Annotated in this window: 14 protein-coding genes; 9 read left to right on the plus strand and 5 right to left on the minus strand. The window is 43.6% G+C overall.

Annotated features, from left to right (window positions below):
* Nucleotides 1-243 (plus strand): ATP-binding protein (locus BT112_RS21010; protein WP_175545828.1); only part of this gene is annotated, 243 nt, incomplete at its 5' end.
* Between the two features lie 352 nt (nt 244-595).
* On the opposite strand, the gene BT112_RS21015 is transcribed toward BT112_RS21010, so the two are convergent.
* From BT112_RS21015 to BT112_RS21025, 3 genes are all read right to left on the minus strand, one after another.
* Complete coding sequence (locus tag BT112_RS21015) at nt 596-1438, minus strand: hypothetical protein (protein ID WP_139276337.1); 843 nt, start codon at nt 1436-1438, stop codon at nt 596-598.
* A gap of 1 nt (nt 1439) precedes the next feature.
* Nucleotides 1440-2261 carry a HipA family kinase gene (locus BT112_RS21020; protein ID WP_083565027.1) on the minus strand — a complete coding sequence of 274 codons (822 nt, stop codon included), beginning with the start codon at nt 2259-2261 and terminating at the stop codon, nt 1440-1442.
* A gap of 255 nt (nt 2262-2516) precedes the next feature.
* Nucleotides 2517-3812, minus strand: coding sequence for a DUF2254 domain-containing protein (locus BT112_RS21025; protein WP_083565028.1), 1296 nt, complete (start codon nt 3810-3812; stop codon nt 2517-2519).
* Between the two features lie 407 nt (nt 3813-4219).
* Between BT112_RS21025 and BT112_RS22105 the strand changes: the two genes are divergently transcribed.
* The 4 genes from BT112_RS22105 (at nt 4220) to BT112_RS21040 (ending at nt 7027) form a co-directional block, all read left to right on the plus strand.
* Nucleotides 4220-4459 carry a dihydrofolate reductase family protein gene (locus BT112_RS22105; protein ID WP_245777083.1) on the plus strand — a complete coding sequence of 80 codons (240 nt, stop codon included), beginning with the start codon at nt 4220-4222 and terminating at the stop codon, nt 4457-4459.
* Entirely contained in the window at nt 4460-4696 is a 237-nt protein-coding gene (locus tag BT112_RS22110; protein WP_245777084.1) for a dihydrofolate reductase family protein, read from the plus strand.
* A gap of 173 nt (nt 4697-4869) precedes the next feature.
* The gene (locus BT112_RS21035) at nt 4870-5259 is read left to right on the plus strand and encodes an iron chaperone (protein WP_072319424.1); all 390 of its coding nucleotides are present in this window, start codon (nt 4870-4872) and stop codon (nt 5257-5259) included.
* Between the two features lie 148 nt (nt 5260-5407).
* Nucleotides 5408-7027: a sulfatase family protein gene (locus BT112_RS21040; protein ID WP_083565029.1), complete on the plus strand. Its 1620-nt coding sequence runs from the start codon at nt 5408-5410 to the stop codon at nt 7025-7027.
* Nucleotides 7028-7267: 240 nt separating this feature from the next.
* Here BT112_RS21040 and BT112_RS21045 read toward each other — a convergent pair whose 3' ends face one another.
* Nucleotides 7268-7732 (minus strand): PepSY-like domain-containing protein, encoded by a 465-nt coding sequence (locus BT112_RS21045; protein ID WP_072319426.1) that lies wholly within the window; start codon nt 7730-7732, stop codon nt 7268-7270.
* Nucleotides 7733-7749: 17 nt separating this feature from the next.
* Nucleotides 7750-8202, minus strand: a complete 453-nt coding sequence (locus tag BT112_RS21050) for a PepSY-like domain-containing protein (protein ID WP_072319427.1) — start codon at nt 8200-8202, stop codon at nt 7750-7752.
* A gap of 422 nt (nt 8203-8624) precedes the next feature.
* On the opposite strand from BT112_RS21050, the gene BT112_RS21055 reads away from it, so the two are divergent.
* The 4 genes from BT112_RS21055 to BT112_RS21070 all read left to right on the plus strand — a co-directional run.
* Nucleotides 8625-10016: a 7TM diverse intracellular signaling domain-containing protein gene (locus BT112_RS21055; RefSeq protein ID WP_139276338.1), complete on the plus strand. Its 1392-nt coding sequence runs from the start codon at nt 8625-8627 to the stop codon at nt 10014-10016.
* Between the two features lie 129 nt (nt 10017-10145).
* A complete protein-coding gene (locus tag BT112_RS21060) occupies nt 10146-10388 on the plus strand; it encodes a hypothetical protein (RefSeq protein ID WP_139276339.1) in 243 nt (80 codons plus the stop codon).
* A gap of 330 nt (nt 10389-10718) precedes the next feature.
* Entirely contained in the window at nt 10719-11240 is a 522-nt protein-coding gene (locus tag BT112_RS21065; RefSeq protein ID WP_072319430.1) for a phage tail protein, read from the plus strand.
* 34 nt (nt 11241-11274) lie between these two features.
* A partial coding sequence (locus BT112_RS21070; RefSeq protein ID WP_175545854.1) for an MBG domain-containing protein occupies nt 11275-14519 on the plus strand: 3245 nt, incomplete at its 3' end.

Genomic DNA, 14519 nt, shown 5'->3' on the forward strand with positions numbered 1-14519 from the left:
CATCTGCTAATCCTCGATGACTTTGGTCTGGCCCACCTGGACAAGAAACAACAAATGGATCTGATGGAAATCATTGAGGACAGGCACGGAAAATCCTCAACTATTATAGCCAGCCAATTACCGGTGGGAAGCTGGTATGATATTATTGGAGAAGCAACCATAGCCGATGCTATTTTAGACCGATTGGTACACACCTCACATCGAATAGAACTCAAGGGGGAAAGTCTAAGAAAAAAACTGTAATATTGTCAGTAACTTATTTTTTTGACCAAAATCCTTAGAGGGTCAGTATGGCCGGAATGAGGGGTCAGCATCACCGGAATATCCATGTAAAGCACTGTGAGTGTGAGGTCAGAGGATTTGCACTTTAAAAGTATAGGCAAATACGTGTCCCTGTTTTGAGGGTATTCAAAATGAATATATGAGTGCAAATCTTTTTATGTACTTCATACTTCATGGCCCTTGGTTGTACTTAAAAAACAGGAGGTATCAATTTAAAATTAGGTGAGCCTAAGCAACCATTGCAAAAGTCTTAAAAGATGAGATAACAGAGTGGGAATGCCCTCTAAGATGTTAAGTTTTTGAATATTTAATACTATTCAAAAAAAGGTTTTACATTATTTTTTTGAATGTATTCTTCAATAATTCCTACTTCATCAACATCGACAAACTCTAAAAATTCAGTATCTCTGATCTGTTCCCAAAGTAAGTGATTTTTGTTTGTTTTCTTTTGAGGTTCTCTTCCCAAAACAAAATACTTTCCTCTTGAATTATCTTCCAATTCTATAGCTTTTGTAAGAGACACAAATCTGGCTACATCATTTTCGAGAAAATAGTGTTGTTTTTCAAAATCTATAGTTTGTCCCGCCACAGGAATCCCATTTACACCTATGAAATCTATATCTATTGGTGCAAACAAATTTTCAAAATCAGTAGAAGTTAATGTTTTTTCAATATTTACTCTTTCAGCAATTTTAGGAAACAACTTCTTTTTAACTATGGCATGAACATTAAATGCAGGAGCTATGTTTGTTTCTTCAGCGTACTTGAAAATATACTTTTCAAAAATTCTTTTAAATGTGTTGTCCTCTAAATTTATATCTATTACTTTGGGTTCGGAGAACTGAATAATATTATTTGAATACTTGGAAAGATATCCTAAATACCTTTCATTAATCCAATCATTTTTAAAGTCTCTCTCACTAATTAATTTATTAGCGTCGGCGGCAGCCTTACCGAGATCCTTTTCTATTGATTTTAGATAACTCTTAATCAGACGATATCGCTCATCACTTAAAATTCCTTTTAGAGCCAAAAGCTTATCGGAAGAGAATTTAAAATAATTTTTAGAACCATTGGATACAAGCAGTCCTATACTCACTCTTTCATTCAGAGCAGCATTTAGGTTGACATAAAGTATCGAATAAATAGTTCTCATTTTAATTAATAATAAAAGATTGTACAAACGCTCTAAAGTTTAGCGCACATTGTTTCTTCCAATCATCTGAAAATAAATTATCCGTTATTCTTTTCTTAATCAGGTTCTTATCAATATGCCAGGAAACAGGAACTAAATTTAGAATATCATCTAATTTATTTTCACATGCTTTGCTACAAAGGTATAACATTTCAACCAAGGTATTCACAATGTCTGTCAATTTCCTGTCTTTTCCAAACAAAATTTTTGCTATATCTGATTTGATTATAGACTCATCTTCAGTTAATTGTGTGATTCCGTAATCAAGAAATGTAGAATTAAAAATATTGACATGGTCAATGGCATAGAAAAAAATCATTTTATTTAAAGAAGCATATAAAAGTAGATTAAAGTTATTGTGATTTCTATCTTCATTAGATATCCAAATATCAAACAACGCTATTTTTAAAAAGTCAGTCTTATCCCCAATTTTATCTCTAAAAGATTTTTCTTGAAACATGGACAGTGTAGTATGGTCCAGTTCTTTTGATGCTTCCAGATATAAAGATCCGAAACATTCCTTTTCAAACCAGTCTGATTGTAATCGTGGATATTTATCATGAGGAATATGTTCGCTTTTAACTTTAATAAAACAAGTCTCCGGCGTTTTTATCTTCCACAATTTGGCAAATTCAGATGCTATTAACTCATTAAATAGATATGCAGGAAACTTGTCATACTTGCATACCCAATCTCTGAAATCATTGCATGTTACAAGTAGAGGACTACTTCCTTGAGTTTCAATAATTTTGTGAACATCTTCAATGGTATGAAGTAACTGCATCTAAATTTATTTGAATACTTACAATATAAACAAATATATTAATACTAACAATGTAAAAAATAGTCGAGCCAAAACCGAGTATACCGTTTACAGTGGTTCCGGATTTTGGCTCGAATGATTTCAGCAGACTTGAAGTTTGTAGAGTGGATAGCATTGTGAGGAGGAAATGAATGAATTAAATCATTGGATTACCAATGGATTTATGATTTTAGTTCATAGTTTATTTTTAAAGGGTTATAAAATTTCCCCCTACAATTAATGTATCCCCAAACGGATGATTCCTCTGATCGATTCCAGGTCTTTCGGATTTTCAATGGATTTTTCTACGTCGAACAGCAACTTTTCCAATTCCTCTTTTAAGATGGCTGTATGGGTTTTGGTACAATCCGGATGTTTGGATATTTGCTGTAACATAAGTACCAGTTTTTGACTTACGATAACATCTCCCTTACAGTACATCCTGTATTCCATCATCAACTCGGACAGCAATTCCCCGAACGAAATAACGTGTAAAGACACACCTACGTAATCGTCCTTTTCCAAAAACTTCAGGGTATTCAATGGCAATATCAGGCAGAAGAATTCCGACAGGTAATCGATCGTGGTCATGGCTGTTGCCGGGTCGTTGACCCCCGGAGACATGGCCCTGACGCCTACTTCCGCAACCTGTTTGAATCCGTAAACGTAATTTTCCATCACATCTTCCGGATCGAGATTGATGTAGATGTTGTGGCGTACAGACGCTATCACTTCTTTTTCCAAGGCCTGCGAACACGAAAAAAGCGCTTCACCGGGCGAGATATATTTTCCCTGATACGCCAAAAACGCAATCTGGAAATGATGTTCTTTGGACAGGTTTAACATCGCTTCCTGGTTGATCCCCTTGTAATATCCGAATTCTTCCGAGGCATAAACCTTCCAGTCCGGACCTGTTTCAAAGCTTCCGTGGTCCGAGCGCATTGCTGAATCCGATTTTATACTTTGAATGACCAGACGCCGAATGTTCTTTAAAATATTATCGATCTGTATGGCTTTGGAAATGGAGTCTATAAAGTAAATAAAACTAAAGAGGCAATTTACGGTAAGGACAATACCGACCAACATGGAAAATCCCGGCAACTCATACGTATCGTCATTGGGTTTGATTTTTACGGCAACGAAGGTGATAAACAACAAAGAGAATAAAAAATTGCCGATAATGTATTGATGTTTTTTTACCGAAATAAGTCCGGGGAGCACACGGGGCGAAAAATTGCTCGATGCCTGATTGAGCAAAAGCATAACCATGGAAAAACTAAATACCATGATGGAAATAATGCCCCCGGCCAGGTATGTCATTACCGAAGTTGCCGTACCGGCACTACGGATCAAAACGCTTTCGAAATTTTCATTTAAAAACCGGCTGATCCCCCAGTCTTCCAGGAACCCCAAGAGGTAGGCCGTTAACACACCGCAAAGTCCCATGATTACCGGGATAAACCCGATACTATGGGTTAATTTGCGCCAGATTCTTTTTAAGTGAAGTTGCTCTAAAATTGCAGTAACTGCCATACTGTTGTATATTTTTGTGATCAGGTTGTTTATATCCGGTTATTTTTACTGAGCCGATCAACCAAGGTGGAGATGGTATAATACGCCCCGTGATATTACATTAAATCCGTTGTGCATTATAGTTTGAAAGACGTCATCCAGGGCCCTGTCGAAGGATCTTTACGGACAGCAGGAGAGGTTCCGACTGCGTTCAGCACGACGTAAACAACGATTTGTATTCATAATGCACAACGGGTTACATTAAATATAGCATAAATATTCGGGTTTTTTCGCTGTAAGCTCTGCTAAAGTTGCGCTATGATCATTAGTTAGGGTGCTATACGTGGCAATATTTTTTAATTTTAAAACCCGTATGCTGTTAGCAAAAGACGGTCGGATAGAACACAAAAAACATTAGGCATATAAGCATGAGAAAAGTTATTTTGAACCTTGCGGTGAGCTTCGATGGTTTTATCGAGGGGCCCGGGGGCGAGGTAGATTGGTGTATTATGGAAGATGATATGGACTTCGGGGCTTTTTTGGACCGCGTGGATACCGTGTTGTACGGGCGGGTAAGCTATGATGCCTGGGGAAACTACCAGCCCGGGGATGATGCTCCCGAAGCCGAAAAATCCATGTGGCGACACCTGCATACCATGGACAAATAGGTGTTTTCCCATACCGAAAGGAAGGACACCGGTGCTACTTTTATCACTTCCGGTATTCCGAAGGCAATACGGGTGCTCCGACAGCAGGATGGCAAAGATATCTGGCTGTATGGCGGCGCCAGCCTTATCAGCACTTTTATCCGGCTGGACCTTGTGGATGTCTATACGATTTCCGTACATCCCGTAGCTCTCGGAAAGGGAAAACCGTTGTTCGAAGCCCTGGACCATCGTCTGTAACTTCGATGTACCGGAACCCGGACCTTTCGGTCTGGCGTGGTGGAGTTGGCGTATGCGCCACAAAACAGATCGTAAGCCGGTTTGCCGTTGCCCCTTTGTGGAGATGGGAATAATGTATTATATTGGGGTACCCTTTGTTAAAATGGTTCTGATCATCCTGCCATTGAGATCGTATGCGTGATTCTAAAACATATCAATCCGTCAATGCCTATTTTGACGCCCAGCCCGAAGCTACCAGAAAGGCATTGTCTATACTTAAAGCATGTATCCTGGAAGCAGTGCCGGATGCTGCCGAGCTCATCAATTATAACATTCCGGCCTATGCTCTGGTGAAGAACGGCAAAAGAGAACAGCAGGTAATGATTGCAGGATATAAAAAACATGTAGGCTTTTATCCGCACCCGACAACGATGGAAAAGTTCGACAGGGCATTGAGCGGGTATACCAAAGGCAAGGGGTCGGTACAGTTTCCGCTGGATAAGCCCTTGCCGAAAGACCTCATTGTGCGTATGGTACGATACCGGAGAGCATTGCTGATAACAGGAGAAGGAGAAGTACGGTAGTCCATGAGATATGGTATAAGGGTGGTGTGCCGCAGGTAGGGCATAGCTGTTTTTTGCTGCTAAGCGGGCTGTAACATAAATGCTCTTCCCCGATTGTAAGAATGATCGGTATTGGGGTTCGGGGCATGCCATAACCAAGTAATACAATATGATGTTAAAAAATGTTCGGTTTGTTATTTTGATAGGGGTAGTACTACAGGGATGGAGTTGTCAGCATAAGAAAACCGCTGCCGAACGGCCCAATATCCTTTTTGTGATCAGTGACGACCAGTCTTTTGCCCATACGAGTTTTACAGGGAGTACCTTTGTAAATACCCCTGCTTTTGACCGTATAGCCCGTGAAGGGGTATATTTTTCCAACTGCATTGCAGGATCACCGGGATGTGCCCCGTCGAGAAGCTCTATTGTCACCGGGCGGTACCCGTGGCAAAACGAACAATCCGGACAGCATGCATCTTCCTGGTCCAGGAAGTATATTCCGTTTATCGATGCGTTGGAAAAAGGAGGATACAGCACCGGCCGCACCGGGAAAGGTGTAGGGCCTTTTCAGTATGCACGAGATGAGCACGACTCGTTATGGCGGGCTACGAATGCGGGGGGAATTGCCCATTCCGATATAAAACACGATAAAAAGGAAAACCTGGAAGGCTATACCGATAAAATTAGCGCCACGGACTATTACGAAAATTTCAGGTACTTTATGGAAAACATAAAGGGGGATAAGCCTTTTTTCTTTTGGTATGGAGCGCACGAACCCCACAGGGCTTATGAAAAAGGTTCCTGGAAAAGAATGGGAAAGCGTCCGGAAGATGTGCAGGTTCCCGGGTTTCTTCCGGACAACGAGGAGGTTCGGGGCGATCTGCTGGATTATGCCGTAGAGATAGAGTGGTTTGACCGCCACCTTGGCTATATTCTAAAGTACCTGGCAGATACGGGAGAACTGGAAAATACCATGGTCATCGTTACGTCAGACAATGGTAAACCTTTTCCGAGAGCCAAGGCCAACACCTACGAATATGGGATACATGTACCCATGGCTATCCGTTACCCCGCCAAATTTCCCGGGGGAAGGATAGTCGAAGACCCGGTGTCTTTTGTAGATATTGCTCCGACCATTCTGGAGGTTGCCCGTACCAATCCGGGAGCTATGATGCCGATAACGGGAAAGAGTTTTCTGGGAATACTCACCTCCGACCGGGAAGGATATGTCAAAGAAGCGGATACGTATGCCTTTTCGGGAAGAGAGCGGCATTCCTCGTCCAGGTATAAAAATCGGGGCTATCCGCAACGTGCTATTCGGAGCAGGGATTTTTTATATATCTGGAACATGCGGCCGGAGCGATGGCCGGCAGGAGCCCCCCGAAAGTACGACCCGAAAGATACCTTGCAACTGCTTCCTGTAAACGGAGTGGGAGACGACGGAAAATATATACCGCAAAGCGCGTATACGGATATAGACGATTGCCCTGCCAAAACGTATCTCCTGGAACATGCCGGGGATGAAGCTATAAAACCCTTTCTGGATTTGGCCGTACGCAAAAGACCCGAATTTGAACTCTATGCGATAAAGACAGATCCGTATTGCCTGGAAAACCTTGCGGGGATGCCGGAATTTGCAGCAGACGAACAAAAGTTGAGACAGGAACTGACTGATGAACTAAAGCGTACGGAGGACCCAAGAGTGGTAGGTCCAGACAAGGAAATTTTCGATCGTTATAAAAGGTATTCCCCGCTACGTAAATTCCCGGAACCCGCTCCGTCCCGTTAAAAAGCAAAGAGCCTTTGCGCCTCTGGAGCCGGGGGAGAATTATGAGCTCTGATAGGGGCAAAACCCGGGCCAATGGTTGTGGGGATACTCCATAGAAACTCCTGGAAAAACCCGGCTTAAAAACACGTTGATTCTGATATATGGTGAAGTGCAGGAGCCGTTTTTCCTCCTGCCGGATCATAAAAAAAGGAGCTGCCTTTTCAGACAACTCCTTTGCAGTGTTTAACTATAACTAAAGATTTAAGAGTCTACACGAACAAAATTACCTTCGGTATCAAATTCGAGATCGGTACCGTCGGACAGTTCTACGTCATACCCGGTGACTTCCATATCGATACTTTCTATAAAAAGGCTCTGGTAGTTTTCCTGGGTGTACGACAAGATCAGGTCCGGAACCAGGGCATCGGGGACCTGCTGTCCGTTACCATCGATATCCGTCCAGTTGCCTTGGGCATCGAGGTCTATTTCAAAACCGTTACTCAGGGTTACTTCATATAAGGTACCGTCTTCGTCCGGTGTTTTTTTCTTTTCCGCCCGTGTTACGGTAGCACCTTCGAAGTTTACCTCGAGCAGGGCAATCCCGGCAGCGGGCAGATCGGAAGCATCGATCTGGTTTTCGTTATTGTTGTCATCATCACTGCTACAGGCCACAAAGGCACAGATCATTCCTAATACGGTCAATCCTTTTACAAAACGTTTTTTCATGATACTTGTTTTTAAGATTAATCATCTATTCGCAGAAACTCCCCGTTCAGCGAAAACTCCAGGTCCAGGTCGTTTGCGAGTTCTACTTCGTATTTAACAGAACTCTTTTCTATTTTATTTATTGTTTGCATGGGGAAATTCTGTTGGACGTACTGTCCTATTTTTTCCGGTACCAGGGACTCGGGAATGGGGTTGTGATTACCGTCTATTTCCTTCCAGTTTCCCTTACCGTCAAATTCCAGTTCCATAGCGTTGTCCAGCAATACCTCGTAGGTTGTTTTTACGAGATATTCGGTGTCTTTTACGACTTGTATAACCTTTTGTTCTTTGAAATTACTATCGAGGAACGTCTTTGCGGGCTGCGGAAGATCGGCTTTTGAAATAACGCGCTCCTGGGCAAACGCAGCTGTTGCAGACAGGGCAGTGATCATCAATGTAAAGAGCGCTATAACATTCTTTTTTGTACGCATATCTATAGGTTTTTTATGTTTTACCGTACAAAATTGAAAAGAGATTTGGGAAAGAATTGGGAATGTATCGTAAAGGTAAACATCACAAATAGAGAAAGGTGTCTTTTTTTTACGGTTTAATTGCTATAAAATACTACGCTTTGTTGTGTTTTTATACGTGGAAGTTGCTATTATGAGAGCTTTTCATTTTCTTTGCCTGTATAATCCGACCCTAACTGAAACTTTATAAACATGCACATTTACTACCCTTCCGGTATTTCTTCCTATTACGGAGTTTGTATAGAAATCTGATAAAACGGCGAGTTATTGATGCAGCCTGTTTTTTGATAGGTTTTCTAAATATTGTTTATTTTATTGTGTTCCGTATTTTAAAAAATATAACCTGTACATTTCTTTTCTCAGAAAGGGAAGCATCGGGGAGTATGCGTTATTTTTATTTCGGTATAGTATTCATAACGCTGTTATTGACTCCCGGGGAAGCCATGTCGCATGCTGCCATATTGCAGGATGGCCTGCCGGAGGATATAGCGGGCAAAGAATTTCTGCCTACGAGGTATGAGCGGCTGGATCAGTATAAAGCCGGTGACAATATCTACTGGTTCCGATATCATCTCCGGCCCGAAGAAAAGAATACAGACCTTATACTTACGATATCGAATACCAATTTCCGGGCTGTTTGCTTTTACGAATATGTAAACGGCAGACTCCGGCTCATCGGCAGATCGGGTAATAGGTATAAGGAAGAGACCGGTTCTTTTTACAGGTACAATCAGCTTGAGATACGTACGCAGGCTTCTTATATCTATTTTAAGGCCGATGTAGCCCTGTATAGTATGATCGAGTTCTCGGTATTACCGGAGCCGGTATTTAGCAGCAGGGAGCGGCTCAACTTTCTCGGATTGGGAATATATTACGGCATTGTACTGATGGCCGTGGTATTTAACCTCATATTCTTTATTGTTTTTAAAGACAGGCGTTTTCTCACCTACACCTTATTGCTATCGGGGATAAGCCTTATGTTTCTGTACGAAGATGGCATTGTAGGTGCGTTGATTTTCAATACCTGGTTGCTGGACAATTATATGATGATCACGGCCTTGCTCAATGTAGTGTTTGCCTGCATGTTTACCTATCATTTTCTGGAACTGAAATATCGCTATCCCGAATTTGTATGGCATTCCGTAATCGTGTTGTCCGTCGCTGCACTGTGCCTGGCGATCTATCTTATCTACCCTGGCGATATGATGTTGCACATATTGCATAGCAGTAATTTTCTTGTGGTGGCTTTGTGTTGCTGGGCAGCTATCAGGCTGTTTCGCGTTAATGTACTGGCGCGTTTTCTGATTATAACACTGGGGATAGTTCTCTTGTTTGGAGTGGCGTATAACCTGCATCAATACGGGGTGTTTCAGGGAGATCATTTCGGGCGGAGTACGTTTAAGCTCGTGAGTTTATTTGAGATTATGACTATAAGTTTTGCTATAATATACGAGGTAAAACGGGTGATGCTGCAGAACAGTTTTTATAAAAGGGAGATCAACAGGTATGTGAAAGAACTCAGCGATCAGGAAAAAATGTTTTTGCAGCAGCAGTCCCAGCACGGTATTCCGGATATCGACGGCATCCGCGAAGAATTTCAGCTTACCGAAAGAGAAACCGAAGTGCTGATGTATATTCTGGAAGGCAAAACTAACCGTGAAATAGCCGATAAATTATATGTTTCCGTAAGTACCGTAAAGTTCCATACGGGTAATTTATATACCAAACTCGACATTAAGAACCGTACGGAAGTGTTACAATTTGTGAATGGTTAATGTATTTGTATATAGTGTTTTATATGTAAACCTGTACCAGGGTACAGGTATGTTTTTTCGCAAAACTATACCATGAGGACAGGATGCAACATCGTATATGATACTATTTTTAACATCAAAACTACCCGTATGCTTAAAATGCTACCCTGTCCTTATTTCACCGTTTGTTATAATACTCCCGGACAAATTATGGGTTTCAGACAGGCGATCTTTAAAAAGAAGATTGTTTTCAGCTATGCATTGCATACTTCTTTGATGTATACGGTACCGAACACCATACCGGAAAGACAGATCCCCACCTTTTCCGGCTTAGCCTCTGCGTTCTATCCGGTCTTTACCATTCCGGACAGTACTACACAAACAATCATCTGAAAAAATCAACCTATCATGAAAAACCTTTACACCCCGGAACACGATGATCTGAAGTCTTCGATCATACCGTGTACATTCCCGAGTATTTTTTAATGTAACATTCCCGGAACTTTTCGAAAAGGAAGTGTATGGCTATAAGATGGCCGTACACCCCAGGATCGTATGTGATTTTATGTCACGCACGTTCTCCGGACGGTTGTATACCGGTTAAGGCTTGTTGTTTTCCGGCGGTACGGATTCCGGTTTTCCGGCGGCTACCGGGTGATATGCAGGGGAGTCCTTCTCAATTGTTGAATACTAACGAATCTTAGAACTATAAAAACAAAAATCATGGATGAATTTATCGGAGTTATCAAATTATTTGCAGGAAACTTTCCTCCCAAGGACTGGGCTTTCTGTAACGGACAGTTACTTTCTATTGCCAGTAACAGTGCGCTTTTCAGTATCCTTGGCACTACTTACGGAGGTGATGGAATAACAACTTTTGCCCTGCCAGACCTGAGGGGGAGAGTACCCGTACATAATGGTGATAGTCAGGGGCCGGGATTACAGTATGTAGATCTTGGTGAAGCCGGAGGTACTAATACGAATACGCTGCTGACCTCTAATATCCCGCCGCATAACCATGCTATCCGGGCGAATAATCAGGCCGGAAATTCAGCCGATCCTTCCAATAACTATCCCGCAAATACCGGGGCCGTAGACAAAGAGTACAGCGATACGGCCAATACCACTATGAATATACAAATGACCGGTCTTACAGGAGGGGGAATTCCCGTGAATAACATGCAACCCTACCTGGGGCTTAATTATATCATCTGTCTCTACGGTATTTATCCTCCAAGAAATTAATCGGGCATATCAGAAAAATACTAATAGATTGTATATGAAAAAACTTTTACTGCTTTCTTTTCTTTTTTTATGTTCCGGCTGGTGGTCAGAGGCCTTCGGGCAAATAACCTTCAGAGGATGTGAAAACATCGGCCTTGCGCCTTCCTATACCCTGAATGTGGACGGTAATATTACCGATGGCAGTGGGGTGAGCCGAAACGTGTATAAAAGCAATCCTGCGAACGGCGCTTTCGGGGAACTGATTATTATAAAGTGGAGTACAGCCGACAGCCGTTGGGAAATCTATTTTAATGCTACAGATGGTGATGATGGTCCCGGTAGCGAGTTGTTCTATTTCAGTGATGTAGCTACAGCTCCCAACCCGCCAAACATCGCCATAGGCAATTGGACCAACGGGGACGATTATGGTTGTGACCCGTTGGATGCTACACATGGCGAACTTAGCGGTTCGGTAGAAGATACACCACCTGCGGCATCACCGGTAATTACGGCAAACCCTCCCAACCGATACCTGTGTACGGGTTCGAATACGACCTTTTCTATCACAGCTTCAGATGCTACGAGTTACCAATGGCAGGTGGATACCGGGTCAGGTTTTTCGGATATAGCCAACGGTGCCCCCTATTCCGGGGCTACAACGGCTACTTTGTCCGTAACCGGAGCAACTGCAGCCTTTAATGGCTATGTGTATCGTTGTGTAGCAAGTAATGGCAGTGGCTCGGCTACTTCCGGTACGGCAACCCTAACGGTTTCTGCTATAGTACTGGATTCCGGTTCCCAGACCGATGTGAGCTGTAACGGGGGAGCTAACGGTACGGCTACAGTTTCTCCTACGGGTGGCGTAGCGCCTTATTATTATTCCTGGTCACCTGCCGGGGGCACGGGCTCCACTGCAACAGGGCTTTCCGCAGGGACTTATACCGTAACGGTCACCGATGATATAGGATGTACGTCCCAAAGGAGCTTTACGATATCCCAACCTTCGGCATTGCAGGCGGTCATCACATCGTATACCAATGTAAGTACCAACGGAGGTTCGGATGGTAGCGCTACGGTATCCGTAAGCGGCGGAACCGGTACGTATTCGTATATCTGGTCTCCCGGTGGGGCTACGACGGCTACGGCAAACGGATTGTCTGCGGGTAATTATAGCGTACTGGTTACGGACAATAACGGTTGTACCGCTACAACCTCCGTAACAATCGCAGATGGAGCAGTGCCCGCACCTACCATTACCAGTACCCCTATAACTTCGGTTCCTTATAATACCGCATATTCGTATGGTATCGTAGCCAGCACGGAAGGTGACCTGGAAACTACGCTTTCCGCACCAACCTTACCGGACTGGCTTACCTTTAGTACCGACGGACAAAACGGAGCTACATTATTCGGAGATTTCCCTGAGGGAACACAGCTCTCCGGGGTAGCGGGAGATGATAGCGGTAATATTTATGCCATAAGACAGAATGGTACGGAGATCTTTAAAATAGCTCCGGATGGCACTACGACTTCCTGGAGATCAGGACTGACTGTCGGTAGTGTGTATGCTTTGCATATTTCCGGAGCATATATCTATATACCCAGGTATGCCAACGCAACTTCTTCGCTGACACGGGTGCCGCTTAACAACCCGGCAGTTGCTGAGGAGCTTGTGATTGCCAGGAACGGTGGTGTTTTGTCCCTTACCGATAAGGATGGTTTTCTCTACGCCGCGAATTACGGAGCCACGGAGATCCTGAAAATTAATGAGACCACCAAATCCTTTGAGGTGTTGCTGAACAATACAGACGGTCTGCCGGGAGGAGGACCTTTCGGGATGGTTATGGATGATGACGATAATCTGTATATTGCAACCTATGGTAACCGAAGTATCCTGAAATATGACGGCACCTCATTGACTACGGTACTTTCGAGCCTTCCGTCCGCTGTGACATCTGTAAAACAGGATGCCACCGGTAATTTTTACCTTTCTATGGCCGGGGGAGGGGTACGCAAGTACGATGCTTCCTGGTCTACCTTCGAGACGATTTCTCAAAATGCTAACGATAATATCTGGAGTTTATCCTTTACGACGTCGGGTGCTTTGGTATATGCACGTTATGGATCGAACGAGGTGTACAGACTTCAGACCGGAGCCATATTAAGCGGTACACCGGATAAATCCCAATTGGGAGATCACCCTGTGGTTATCAGGGCCCAGAATGCGTCCGGATACACGGAGCAGGCCTTTACCATTACGGTAACCGATGAGACCGCACCGGTAACTGCGGCGTTCGCTCCTGCGAACAACGCCACCGAGGTATCCCTTGAACCCACACTGACCCTTACTTTTGATGAAAAGATCATTTTAGGAAATAGCGGAGTGGTGAACCTGTACGACGGTACGACCGTATTGTTTTCGCTGGATCTGTCCGACACGGACGACCGTAGTAAGATCACCGTTGCATCGGACGGATTGAGTTTTTCTTTTGATGTAGATACTACACTGCCGGTGAATACCCTGGTGGCCGTAGAAATATCGGCTGGTTTTGTAGAAGATGAGCACGATAATACGTTTGCAGGGTTTACTGCTGCTTCCGGTACGTGGAGATTTACAACGGTAAATAAACTGGCCCAGGAGATTACCTTCCCGGAAATAGCTGAGAAAACATACGGGGACGATGCCTTTACCCTTGGAGATGAACAAACCGATCAGGGACTTACGGTAACCTATACTTCGGAAGATACTTCTATAGTAAGTATTTCCGGAAACCAGGCCACTATCCTGAAATCCGGAACCGTAAAAATTACGGCAACCCAGGAAGGAGACGATCAGTACTTTGCCGCAACCCCGGTAGAGCATACCCTTACCATAAACAAGGCCGAACTGACTGTGACGGCGGATGACAAGACCAAGGTGTACGGTGAGGAAGACCCTGCCTTTACGGTCACGTACAGTGGTTTTGTAAACGGTGATGAGGAGACGGCCCTTGGCGGTACGCTGGATATCACCCGTGAATCCGGCGAAGATGTAGATACCTATGCGATTACTGCATTGGGCTATACCTCCGGTAACTATACGATCAGTTACACGGCCGGTACATTGGAAATCACCCCTGCCGCACTTATGGTTACGGCAGAGGATAAGACCAAGGTGTATGGGGAGAGCGATCCTGCCTTTACAGTCACGTACAGTGGTTTTGTAAACGGTGATGAGGAGACGTCCCTTGGCGGTACATTAAACCTGACCCGTGAACCCGGTGAAGATGTAGACACCTATGCGATTACTGCATCGGGCTA

It is taken from the genome of Sinomicrobium oceani (assembly GCF_900119185.1).
Taxonomy (GTDB): domain Bacteria; phylum Bacteroidota; class Bacteroidia; order Flavobacteriales; family Flavobacteriaceae; genus Sinomicrobium; species Sinomicrobium oceani.

What these genes read in the sequence shown, in the direction of transcription:
- BT112_RS21015 (WP_139276337.1), bottom strand. Translation starts at nt 1,438, where the DNA reads ATGAGAACTATTTATTCGATACTTTATGTCAACCTAAATGCTGCTCTG.
- BT112_RS21020 (WP_083565027.1), bottom strand. Translation starts at nt 2,261, where the DNA reads ATGCAGTTACTTCATACCATTGAAGATGTTCACAAAATTATTGAAACT.
- BT112_RS21025 (WP_083565028.1), bottom strand. Translation starts at nt 3,812, where the DNA reads ATGGCAGTTACTGCAATTTTAGAGCAACTTCACTTAAAAAGAATCTGG.
- BT112_RS22105 (WP_245777083.1), top strand. Translation starts at nt 4,220, where the DNA reads ATGAGAAAAGTTATTTTGAACCTTGCGGTGAGCTTCGATGGTTTTATC.
- BT112_RS21035 (WP_072319424.1), top strand. Translation starts at nt 4,870, where the DNA reads ATGCGTGATTCTAAAACATATCAATCCGTCAATGCCTATTTTGACGCC.
- BT112_RS21040 (WP_083565029.1), top strand. Translation starts at nt 5,408, where the DNA reads ATGATGTTAAAAAATGTTCGGTTTGTTATTTTGATAGGGGTAGTACTA.
- BT112_RS21045 (WP_072319426.1), bottom strand. Translation starts at nt 7,732, where the DNA reads ATGAAAAAACGTTTTGTAAAAGGATTGACCGTATTAGGAATGATCTGT.
- BT112_RS21050 (WP_072319427.1), bottom strand. Translation starts at nt 8,202, where the DNA reads ATGCGTACAAAAAAGAATGTTATAGCGCTCTTTACATTGATGATCACT.
- BT112_RS21055 (WP_139276338.1), top strand. Translation starts at nt 8,625, where the DNA reads ATGCGTTATTTTTATTTCGGTATAGTATTCATAACGCTGTTATTGACT.
- BT112_RS21060 (WP_139276339.1), top strand. Translation starts at nt 10,146, where the DNA reads ATGCTTAAAATGCTACCCTGTCCTTATTTCACCGTTTGTTATAATACT.
- BT112_RS21065 (WP_072319430.1), top strand. Translation starts at nt 10,719, where the DNA reads ATGGATGAATTTATCGGAGTTATCAAATTATTTGCAGGAAACTTTCCT.